Annotated in this window: 10 protein-coding genes; 3 read left to right on the forward strand and 7 right to left on the reverse strand. The window is 46.9% G+C overall.

Annotation, left to right across the window (positions count from 1 at the left end; genetic code table 11):
- Positions 1 to 493: 493 nt before the first annotated feature.
- Positions 494 to 1,027, reverse strand: coding sequence for a molybdopterin adenylyltransferase (gene mog, locus SPEA_RS22005; protein WP_012157385.1), 534 nt, complete (start codon positions 1,025 to 1,027; stop codon positions 494 to 496).
- A gap of 397 nt (positions 1,028 to 1,424) precedes the next feature.
- On the opposite strand from mog, the gene SPEA_RS22010 reads away from it, so the two are divergent.
- Both SPEA_RS22010 and SPEA_RS22015 read left to right on the forward strand, forming a co-directional pair.
- Entirely contained in the window at positions 1,425 to 2,702 is a 1,278-nt protein-coding gene (locus tag SPEA_RS22010; RefSeq protein WP_012157386.1) for a BamA/TamA family outer membrane protein, read from the forward strand.
- A gap of 22 nt (positions 2,703 to 2,724) precedes the next feature.
- A complete protein-coding gene (locus SPEA_RS22015; protein ID WP_012157387.1) occupies positions 2,725 to 3,672 on the forward strand; it encodes a hypothetical protein in 948 nt (315 codons plus the stop codon).
- A gap of 96 nt (positions 3,673 to 3,768) precedes the next feature.
- Here SPEA_RS22015 and SPEA_RS22020 read toward each other — a convergent pair whose 3' ends face one another.
- Positions 3,769 to 4,239 (reverse strand): NlpC/P60 family protein, encoded by a 471-nt coding sequence (locus tag SPEA_RS22020; RefSeq protein WP_012157388.1) that lies wholly within the window; start codon positions 4,237 to 4,239, stop codon positions 3,769 to 3,771.
- Positions 4,240 to 4,389: 150 nt separating this feature from the next.
- Here SPEA_RS22020 and SPEA_RS23330 point away from each other — a divergent pair, with 150 nt between their 5' ends.
- Entirely contained in the window at positions 4,390 to 4,548 is a 159-nt protein-coding gene (locus SPEA_RS23330) for a hypothetical protein (RefSeq protein WP_190272088.1), read from the forward strand.
- Between the two features lie 299 nt (positions 4,549 to 4,847).
- On the opposite strand, the gene SPEA_RS22025 is transcribed toward SPEA_RS23330, so the two are convergent.
- The 5 genes from SPEA_RS22025 to SPEA_RS22045 all read right to left on the reverse strand — a co-directional run bounded on the left by SPEA_RS22025 (position 4,848) and on the right by SPEA_RS22045 (position 10,396).
- Positions 4,848 to 5,993, reverse strand: coding sequence for an ABC transporter permease (locus SPEA_RS22025; protein ID WP_012157389.1), 1,146 nt, complete (start codon positions 5,991 to 5,993; stop codon positions 4,848 to 4,850).
- Positions 5,990 to 6,997, reverse strand: a complete 1,008-nt coding sequence (locus SPEA_RS22030; RefSeq protein WP_012157390.1) for an ABC transporter ATP-binding protein — start codon at positions 6,995 to 6,997, stop codon at positions 5,990 to 5,992. The genes SPEA_RS22025 and SPEA_RS22030 overlap by 4 nt, the downstream gene beginning before the upstream one ends.
- On the reverse strand, positions 6,994 to 7,944 hold the full coding sequence (locus SPEA_RS22035; protein WP_012157391.1) for an HlyD family secretion protein: 951 nt from the start codon (positions 7,942 to 7,944) through the stop codon (positions 6,994 to 6,996). The genes SPEA_RS22030 and SPEA_RS22035 overlap by 4 nt, the downstream gene beginning before the upstream one ends.
- Positions 7,945 to 8,502: 558 nt before the next feature.
- Positions 8,503 to 9,099 carry an OmpA family protein gene (locus tag SPEA_RS22040; RefSeq protein WP_012157392.1) on the reverse strand — a complete coding sequence of 199 codons (597 nt, stop codon included), beginning with the start codon at positions 9,097 to 9,099 and terminating at the stop codon, positions 8,503 to 8,505.
- Between the two features lies 1 nt (position 9,100).
- Complete coding sequence (locus tag SPEA_RS22045; RefSeq protein WP_012157393.1) at positions 9,101 to 10,396, reverse strand: TolC family outer membrane protein; 1,296 nt, start codon at positions 10,394 to 10,396, stop codon at positions 9,101 to 9,103.
- Between the last annotated feature and the right edge of the window lie 9 nt (positions 10,397 to 10,405).

A 10,405-nucleotide genomic window follows, 5' to 3' on the forward strand; every position in this document is an offset into this window, starting at 1 on the left:
AATTTATTTTGCTTAAGGTCTAAAAAGCCCCTAAACACTCCAAATGACGCAATACTCGGGATTTAATTAACATTCTCCGCCAAAACAGCCCTATCTGAACAACAGCAGAATAATTAAAAAATCGACCAAGCAGGCTCTCTAAGTTACTGATAAAGCGGAAGTACATCACGGGGTTGAAAGGGTAATTGATGGCTTGATCACCGACTCATCGCATTCTAGGAATGGACCGTCCATTAGATCGATGCAGTATGGCGTAACAGAGGGGGGGATAATCTCTGATAAATAGAAAGAGCGCGCCTGTTAATGAAAACACGCTCTTTAAATCAAAATCGCCTACTTGGCCTTTGGTCTGAACAGTTTAATCACCGACTCATCACACTCTAAGAATGGACCGTCCATTAGATCGATGCAGTATGGCGTAACTGAGGGTAATCTCTGATAAATAGAAAGAGCGCGTCTGTTAATGAAAACACGCTCTATCTGACCAAACCGCTTACTTAGCCTTAGGTCTAAACGGCTTAATCACCGACTCATCACACTCTAAGAATGGACCGTCCATTAGATCGATGCAGTATGGAATAGCTGGGAATACTGCGTCTAAACACTCACGGATCGACTTTGGCTTGCCCGGTAGGTTAACGATGAGTGAGTCACCACGTAGGCCCGCTGTTTGACGCGATAGAATTGCCGTTGGTACAAATTTCAATGATTCGGCGCGCATCAGCTCACCAAAACCTGGCATCATGCGGTCACATACCGCTTCAGTGGCTTCAGGTGTTACGTCACGCTTAGCTGGGCCAGTGCCGCCAGTGGTCACGATAAGGCTACAATTTTGCTCATCGGCCATCTTAATCAAGGTTGCAGAAATCACATCCTGCTCATCAGGGATCACCTCATAGACAGGCTCCCACTCAGAAGTCAGGTATTCATTCAGTACATCGATAATCGCCTTACCCGAGAGATCTTCATAGATACCCGCACTGGCTCTATCACTTACTGTCACAATACCGATTCTAGCTTTGCTCATTCTCTGTTCCTCAATCTGATCATAGATAAACTGCTTGTCTGATAGTTTATCGTGAACTTTAGCGTCTCTATAGTGTGGCGTTAAAGTAGCACAAAGTTAACGAATTAGACTCGATAAATCTGGCGTTAAATATAAAAACTTCGCCCTATGATTTATTGGTTATTCACTCGTCCACACGCCCCTTGTGCTCAAAATACAGCCACAAATAAATACATTTGCCACAAACGAGATATAGCTCGCATTTTTTTGAGATTACAGCCTGTAGCAACACTTGTTTTCGACAAATTCTACCGTACTCTTGCGCCTACTCGAATTCAGGCCGAATTCATACCATGTCGAGGGGCAATCTTTGAACATCACTCAGGGCTTATTGCGCGTTAGTTTAGCGTTAGCAAGTATGCTTTTTTCTCACCTTATCTATGCCGAGCAAATCCAGCAAACTTTGCCAACAAAGAGCAGCGAACAACCATTCTTCAGTAGCCAACAACAGGCTGAAGAGCGCAGCCAAGCCTACGATGATGCTATCGATACTCTCGACACCAAAGAAGACAATTGCACCACAGACCAAGCTTGTGATGATATAAGTAAAGCCATCACAGATCTTGAGTACGCCAAGCGCAACCATATCGATAAAAATGGCCTAGCCATGTTCGATATTTTAGGTGGCCCAGCGTTCACCCCGGAAAACGGCCTGATGATGGCCCTCGGCGGCTTATACTCCTTTAAAACAGAACGCGAGCAAACTGAACTGCAACGTTCAAGTGTGTCTCTTTTCGGCATAGTCAATAAAGGCGATGGCGATCTTGGTTATAGCATTCGTTCGCGACAAAACCTGTTTTTCGATAACGACGATATCCGCTATAACGGCCTGTTTGTGTTAGCCGATCAGAGCGAAAACTTCTGGGGTGTGGGTTATGACGCAGGTAAAAAGCAGCCGGCATCTGACGATACACTATTAAATAAAACCGCATTGACCTACAGCGGCAACTTAGACTTTAACAGTGGTTACGGCTTCTACTTTGGTCCGGCACTGCGAGTGAATTATTTTAAGCCTGATGAAACTAGCTTGCCGCCTACGGCGATTGAAGATGAAAACTTTCAGCAGTTTAAAGATAAGCCTCTGTCGATAGGTTTAGGTTTCTCTATCAATTACGATAGCCGAGACGTCACGGTTAACGCTTGGCAGGGCCAGTACCTTAACTTTGAATACATCAACTATAACCCAAGCTTTGGCAGCGATAACCGTTACCAAAAAGCCCTTGTCGACCATCGCTACTATCTGACGTTAGCGCTAGGTAAGGTGCTGGCTTTCTATAACGCTTACCAGTGGAGTGAAGGCGATGTGCCTTTTTATGATCTGCCTACCCTTGGTGGCCAATCATCACTACGCGGCCTGTATCAAGGGCGCTACCGCGACAACGAAGCCATAGAGCACACCTTAGAATATCGCCACACCTTCTTGCGTGACAACGGCGAGTTATCGGCTCATGGGGCAACCGTGTGGGCTGGTGTCGGCTCGATTGCGGGCACTGACACAGAACTTTACCAGACACTGCTATACAGCTACGGCTTGGGCTACCGCTACGAGTTACAACCTAGGATGAACGTACGCGTTGATCTTGGCTTTAGTGACGGCGACAGCGGTTTCTACCTCACCTTTACCGAAGCTTTTTAATTTAATCCAGAGATCGAAATAAATGAACAAACACCTTGTTATGGTGATGCTACTCAGTGCAATCACCCTTAATGCCTGGGCCAACAATACTAGCGACACGACCGACATCGAACGCCAACAACCTGCTCACTGGAGTCACCTGCCGATTTGGGGCGATAAGGCTCGCGAGCTTGGATATGAGCTCCCTATTCCTGTTGGCCTGAATATCTACTATAACAAGCAGTCTGTTGCTTATGATGCCAAAGACAACTTCAATCTTGGTCTAACCGGTAGTGGTTGGTTGAACAAAATTAATGCCGATGTAGTGATCCCAGCCGATGACGTGATCATTACCGGCGAAGATGAAAGTATTCAGCTTAGAGCCGATGCTTGGGTGCTGCCATTCCTTAACGTCTATGGCCTTGCAGGCTATACCAAGGGGCATAAAGATATCCTTGCCGATCTAAGCAATGCCGAAGTCATGGTTAACGGTAGCTTAGTTAGCAATGGACTAAACATGACGCTACCAATCCCTATCGAGTACACCGCCTATAACTTAGGCTTTGGTGCGGTGCTGGCAGGGCAAGCCGAGGTGATCCCTGGCATGCATCCGTTTATCTTTACCGGTGTAGCGGCATTTACCAACTCTTGGACCACGACTACCGACAGCACGATTCAAACCTATATCGGCTCAATCCGTATGGGACAAAGATATGATGTGGGCGGTGATAAACTGGCTTTCTTAGTCGGCTACAACTACCAGATGATCAATCAGAAGATTGGTGGCAGCTACGACTTCAATATTCCGTTACTGGGGCGTCCAGGTGGAATTGTCATCGACTATGATGTGCACTTAGTCAGCTCAGAAAGCCACAATATGTCGGTGAGCATGGTGTACGATTTTGGCCCTAAAGATGAGTGGAATGTGTTTATCGAGTACGGCTTCTTAAACTGGGATCAGCTACTACTCTCGGTTGGTCGCCGCTTCTGATCCCGAGCAATAACCCCGAGCAATGTTACTCGCGCTCTAATTAGAGCGCTGCAGGCTCAAAGTGCTCGCTTAAGCAGGCATTTTGAGTCTCTTCATTCACAGTCTTCTCGATAACCAATATTTTTGCTTCCAGTAGCTATTATTCAGGCTAGAGATCATTACGCCTTGGCTGGTTGAAGCATGTAAGAATTGCGAGTCTCCGATATAAATCCCCACATGACGAGTACTCCAGCCTGTCTTGAAAAAGACCAGATCACCGGCGCGTAGCTGACTCTTGCTGACACTGTTACCCATCTCTTTTTGCTGCGCAGTGGTTCTTGGTAGCTGCACGCCAAAGCGACTTTGAAAGGTCATCAATACAAACCCTGAGCAGTCGATACCGCCTTTACTCATGCCACCTAAACGATAAGGTACGCCCTTCCACTCTCGATGCACTTGTATTAATTGGCTTTTTGTCTCGGCAGCATTCGACAGAGAAGAAGGCTTACCCGAAGAGACTGACTCAGATGGCGCACTGGAACAGGCGCTAAGTAGTACCGCAAACAATAAAGCCGCTAGAAGTCTCATTCTTATCCCAATATTAAAACGGTCATTTAAATTTTAACCCACAGTTCTAAAAATAATATTAATCGTAAATAAATTTTCTTATTAGGCGATCAAAGTTGTTTTTTAAACTATACATAATTAAACAGGCTAGCTAATTAATGGAATGCTTATATGGAAAACTACTTTTTTAACACCTATAACCAAAGCAATCTTAACCTCAGTGACTTAGCTCTATGTAAAGTGACCGGTGACGAATCCGATATCAAGGATGAGCATGCTCAGGAGGAGCGTGAGGAGGAAACTCCCAGTTACATTCTGGGCTACAACTAGATGCCTTACTATATCAACATTCGGCCGCGACTCATTAATACAACAGCTTCACTATCAATGACGCGGCTTATTTTTTATTAGTTTGATAGCCTCATTATTCATTTTTTAACGTAAATTAATGCCTTGAAAATACGATACAGGATACGGTTAAAGCTATATAAAATTGGTTTTCAATTAATATCAAACAAAGCCGAGTGCAATTATTTATTCAAAAATAAGTCAACCACCCAACTTATTAAGCATAAAAACAAAATATTAAGTCAATCACTATTAACTAAGGCTACTGAAGCTAGGTTAAATTAACCGAGATTCTTTTTAAAGCGCATCGACGCCACAATTAAGCCAATGACAGTAAATATCGCCAACCAAGTCACATCGTAAGTCATATCGATAATTTCAACATCACGCAGCACTACGCCACGGATCAAGCGCATAAAGTGAGTCGCGGGTAACGCCTCAGCAATATACTGCGCCTCTATCGGCATGCCCTCGTAGGGGAACATAAAGCCCGATAGCAAAATCGACGGTAGCAGCACAAAAATGGTCATCTGCATCGATTGCAGCTGGCTTTTGGCTATGGTCGAGATAACTAAACCTAAGGTTAAACTCGCCATAATAAACAGTAGAGTCGCCCCAGCTAACTGCAATAGGCTACCGTTTATCGGCACATTGAAAACGCTATATCCCAAGCCAAGAATGATGATTACCTGTAGGATCCCGATAAACATATAGGGGATGATTTTGCCCAGCATCAGCTCTATGGAACGGATTGGGGTGGTGATCAGCATCTCTAAGTTGCCACGTTCTCGCTCGCGCACTATGGCTGCCGAGGTAAACATGATCATGGTCATAGTGAGGATCACGCCCACCAGCCCAGGTACAATATTTACCGCAGTGCGCTGCTCTGGGTTATAAAATAGCGCCACCTCAAAGGTCGGTGTCATGCGGTTTGCTGGCATGCCAAGTAACTCTGTTAGCGGCATGGCGCGCAAGCCTTTGATTGCCGCAGCCACCATGGTATCTGAGCCATCCACAATCCACTGCGCTACTGGGCGGCTGGTTTCTTCATCGCTAGACGGTGGCGTACCTAACCCCACGGTTTTATGACGCACTAGACGCTGGCTAACATCTTGTGGGATCACTAATACCGCTCGCACTTCACCACGGGCGATGGCGGCATGAGCCGCCTCGATGTCATAGAAATGCTCGGTAAACTCCACTACTTGGGTCGCTGTTATGGTCTGAACTAACACCCGACTCAAGGCGGTCTGGCTCTGATCCACCACGCCAACGGGGATATCGCGAATATTGGTATTAATGGCAAAGCCAAATAGCATCAGCTGAATAAGCGGGATCATAATCACCATGCCAAAGGTCATTCTGTCACGCTTAAGCTGAGTCAGCTCCTTGACGACTATCGCCTGTAATCGATAAAGGGATTTCATTGGCGCCCCTTCCCCGTACAAGTGACGAATACATCTTCTAGGCTAGGTCGCACCAGTGTTAGCGTATCCAAGCCCAAGGATTGTTTTTCACTTAAAAAACGCACCGGATCACTACAACTGGTTTTGACCAAGACTCTCAGTCTGGAGCCAAGTTGAGCGGCACTGATGACTTCGGGAAGAGCCAATAACTCTTGCTTTAGTCGTCTTAAGTTTGTCGATTCGACTTCTACTACTTGCGCGCCCATATTCTGCATCAGCTGCTCCGGTGAGCCATCGGCGCGCTTTACCCCCGCCTCCAGTATGGCAAGTTTATGGCAACGCTCGGCTTCATCCATATAGTGGGTCGAAACTAAAATCGTGGTGCCTTGTTCACACAAGTCGAATAGCTTCTCCCAAAAGTCACGACGATTCTCTGGATCCACAGCCGAAGTTGGCTCATCAAGGAACAGTAGCTCAGGTTTATGCATGGTGGCCGCCGCTAACCCTAGGCGCTGTTTCTGGCCACCACTCATGCTACCGGCAAGCTGATCGGCCTTTTGGTCTAAACCGTAGGTATCTAATAACTCTTTGATCCGCGCAGCTTGCTCTGCTCGAGATAAGCCGTAAATTTTGGCAATAAACTTAAGGTTCTCTTTCACGGTTAAGTCATCATACAAAGAGAATTTTTGCGTCATATAGCCAATTTTAAGGCGTAGCTTTTCGGCATCTCGTGGCAATTTAAGCCCTAAAATCTCAATCTCACCAGAGGTTGGCAACAGTAGACCGGTGAGCATACGAATAGCCGTGGTCTTGCCGCAGCCATTAGGGCCGAGAAAACCATAGATTTGGCCTTTTTCGACCTCAAAATCGAGGTCATCGATTGCCTTTAAGCTACCAAAATGACGACATAGACCTTTGGTTTTGATGACCGGATTATTACTCTTGCTTGCTGACTGACCGCTTTTGATGACCGGACGATCATTCAGGCTGGCCGACTGGCTACTTTTGATGACCGACTGGCTCATGGCATCTCAACCTGAGCAGGTACACCGCTGGGCAGCGAAGCTGAGCTGTCGGGCAGTTGCACCTCGGCTAAATACATCAGACGTGAGCGCTCTTCTTGGTTAAGCGCATAGTAAGGCGTAAAGGCGGGTTCATTAGAAATCCAACGTACCTTGCCCTCTATGGGATTGTCGATGCCATCGACATGAACCAGCAGCACATCGCCAATACTAATCTTCACTCGATATGGCTCTGGCACATAAACACGCGCAAAAGGCGCTTTACCCGCTAACACCACGGCTAATGGGCTACCTTGAGTGACACGCTCACCTAAGTTCCAAGGCAGATTATCGAGAATGCCATCGCGGGTGGCTCGAATGGTTAGGTCATCGAGTCGCTTCTGCTCACCCAATAATACCGCCTCGCTGGCCTGTAGGTTTGCCAAGGCGAAGCGAATGTCTTCTTCCCGTGAGCCACTAACAAGCTCCCTTAGGTTTTCCCGTGCGCTCTCAAGGCTGGCGGTATCGGCATCACGGCTAGCTAAGGCTCGATCGAGATCTGCCTTACTGGCGAGATTATCTTTGGCCATGCTAGCAATCCGACGGTAATTGGCTTCACTTTCTTGCACAGTGGCTTTAGCGCCTGAGACTTTAGCCCTAGCCGCCGCGATCTCTTCTTCACGGGCGCCTTTTAGTAACTTCTCATAATTAGCCGTCGACTGGGCGACATCGGCCAAGGCCTTAGCCACCTGTGCTCTTTGCTGCGTATCATCGAGCTGTACCAGCACTGTACCTTTGGTCACCATACTCCCTTGCGCCACAGGCAAGGCAACCACGACTTCGTTGCTGGTTGCCGTCAATGCTATACGTTGTCGCTCAAGGCTGCCTAACGCCATAGATTTTGAGCCGCTATCGCATGCCGTTAAAGTAAGAAAGCAAAATATCAGTATCAGTATGCGCACAGTTACCATCCTTAAAAACTTGTTGCAGACTCGCCGTTTATTTAATCACAATACGCCTAATCTTTGACTAATCAAGCCTATGAGTTGCTAAAACTAAGCCATTTTCATCGGGTTGCAGCTAAGTAAAGAATCCACCTTCTGAAGAAGTTAGCTTTGCCATCTGTTGCAAATAAGACTCCCTAAAAGGAAGCTTTCCAATCGTGCTTTAGCAAGACGCCGTAAATATATCCCTATAGGCTCTGCTAAATCATCCCTGATTTAGAAGCTTGTAATGCACTTCTAGCAAAGCTTAACTTTATCACTGAGCCTAACGTGGATATGTTTAAATGAGCTTATAAGCCGTGTATCGCAGGGATGCGATAAGCGAGCCTCCATGGAACCTTTCTTTTCAAGCAAAAGTCGGCGTGCTTATAAGTCGTTAAACATTGCCTTACTCCGCAATACCATTGAACGTACTTCAGGCAATGCCTAATTGATAATAACCACCTACTGAAGTAGGTGGTTTAGGGCTGAAAACAAAAAGAGCACCTAAGTGCTCTTTTCTCAATACGACGGCCTATGCTTGCGCTAATTCCGTTTAGCTCGCTCAGAAGTATAGATATTCCACATCATCTCAGTTCCCGACTCCTCCCAAGTTGCGACGGCAACGAGGCGATATTCGCGGCCCGATACCGATTGAGGAATATGGTTTTGCTTAAAGTAAACTTCCTCTTTAATCCCACTGGCGGGAAAGCCCTGATCTACTGCAAGTTGAGTGATGTAGTCCACGCGTCGCTTGGCTAAGGCGTGGTTGTAATCTTCACTACCTTCGACGCTGGTATCACCAACCAGATAGAGTGACGGTGACTGCTTCTGCACTAACCCCGCAATAATGCCTCGCCATTTATCAGCCTGCTCGGGTGCTAAAGTATCTTTATCGAAGCCAAACATAATCACTCTAAAGTCTTCCTTCACGCTTACAGTGCTAGTTGGACAGCCATCATTATTGATGACCGACCCTTTAGCTGTGCCTGCACATTTATCACGAGCATTAATCACACCATCGATATCGGTGTCGAGTAAGTCTCGTGTTTGTGGTTCCACAGCAAATGGCTCGGCGGTTTCGGCGCAGCCCTGTAGTAACACTAGGCTAGCGAAAATTAATTGAGTCAGTAAGATGCGCATATTACTTCTCCTCCGTCCAAGCTTCTGGGGTATCGACACGGAATGACTCCATTAAATAGCCGGTTGCGTTAATAAGACGATAAGCAGCAATATTGTAGTTATAGTGCGCTGTGATGTAGTGCTTGCGCGCTAAGAACACCTCGACCTTGGCATCGAGTACATCGAGCAGTGAGCGGCGACCCAACTCAAACTGTTTAGCATAACCTTGCTCAGCTTTAACCGCTTGATCGACATTCTCGCGATAGAACCCTCGCTGCTGACCAATAAATTCATAGGCATTCCACGCGAGGCGCGTGCCCTCTTCAACCTGCTTCTGGGTATTCTTACTAATCGCGAGTGATTGCTGATAACGCCAAGAGGCGGCTTCAGTGCGGTCAGTCGTCGAGCCACCACTGAATAGATCATAGCTGAGCATCAACATAGCTCTGGCATCTTCATCTGGGCCTTCGATGCCGCCAATGTTGTCGTTTTTATTTGCTTGTAGCTCTAAAGATAAAGTCGGCCAAAAGTCACTTTTCTCGCGTTCATATTGGGCGTTAGCCGCCTGAGTATCGAGAATTGCAGCGTCGATCTCTGGGTGGTTTTCCAACGCGAGGCGAATAGCATCGGGCAAGTTAGTCGGCACAAACTCAAAATCTGGCTGCGGATCATGGAGGTCTTTCGGAAGTTGCCCCACAAGGTCATAGTAACGCGCCTGTTTATCCATCTGGTTATTACGCGCAGAAAGATAACCCGACTGACTGGTTGCCAAACGCGCCCGCACCTGCGCAACATCGGAGTCGCTACTCAGGCCTTTATCTCTACGTGACTCAATATTTTTAAGCACCTCTTGGTGCTCTTTTATATTACGCTCAGACAGCTCGACGATTTTATTGGCCATCGACAATTCAAGGTAGACTCGGCTGACTTCTAAACTCAAGTTCTCTGCATCGGAAAGTAGACCTAAACGCTCGGCCTCTTTCTCAAAATCTAGCCTATCAATCTCAGAGGTCGTGCGGAAACCATCGAAGAGTAGCTGTGATACACGTACACCTATTTCGGTACGGTCCAGCTCGGTATCGATACGCTGTCCGCTGTTATAGCGGACACTTTCATAGCCCACGCCACCGTAAAGTTTCACCTGTGGCAGGTAATCCCCTACTGCCGCACGTTTATATCTTACCGCAGCTTCGAAACTGGCATATTTCTGCCAAATTGTTGGGTGGTGATTAATCGCTTCCGCCACAGACTCTTCAAGTGTGAGAGCCTGCGCCTGAGCCGATAATGCCAGTATTGGTATAAGTATCAGTCGTCGCATCGTGTCCTT

Source organism: Shewanella pealeana ATCC 700345 (genome assembly GCF_000018285.1).
GTDB classification, from domain to species: domain Bacteria; phylum Pseudomonadota; class Gammaproteobacteria; order Enterobacterales; family Shewanellaceae; genus Shewanella; species Shewanella pealeana.

Bases quoted from the DNA above. Each gene is read 5' to 3' on its own strand.
- mog (WP_012157385.1), bottom strand. From the start codon at position 1,027: ATGAGCAAAGCTAGAATCGGTATTGTGACAGTAAGTGATAGAGCCAGT.
- SPEA_RS22010 (WP_012157386.1), top strand. From the start codon at position 1,425: ATGCTTTTTTCTCACCTTATCTATGCCGAGCAAATCCAGCAAACTTTG.
- SPEA_RS22015 (WP_012157387.1), top strand. From the start codon at position 2,725: ATGAACAAACACCTTGTTATGGTGATGCTACTCAGTGCAATCACCCTT.
- SPEA_RS22020 (WP_012157388.1), bottom strand. From the start codon at position 4,239: ATGAGACTTCTAGCGGCTTTATTGTTTGCGGTACTACTTAGCGCCTGT.
- SPEA_RS23330 (WP_190272088.1), top strand. From the start codon at position 4,390: ATGGAAAACTACTTTTTTAACACCTATAACCAAAGCAATCTTAACCTC.
- SPEA_RS22025 (WP_012157389.1), bottom strand. From the start codon at position 5,993: ATGAAATCCCTTTATCGATTACAGGCGATAGTCGTCAAGGAGCTGACT.
- SPEA_RS22030 (WP_012157390.1), bottom strand. From the start codon at position 6,997: ATGAGCCAGTCGGTCATCAAAAGTAGCCAGTCGGCCAGCCTGAATGAT.
- SPEA_RS22035 (WP_012157391.1), bottom strand. From the start codon at position 7,944: ATGGTAACTGTGCGCATACTGATACTGATATTTTGCTTTCTTACTTTA.
- SPEA_RS22040 (WP_012157392.1), bottom strand. From the start codon at position 9,099: ATGCGCATCTTACTGACTCAATTAATTTTCGCTAGCCTAGTGTTACTA.
- SPEA_RS22045 (WP_012157393.1), bottom strand. From the start codon at position 10,396: ATGCGACGACTGATACTTATACCAATACTGGCATTATCGGCTCAGGCG.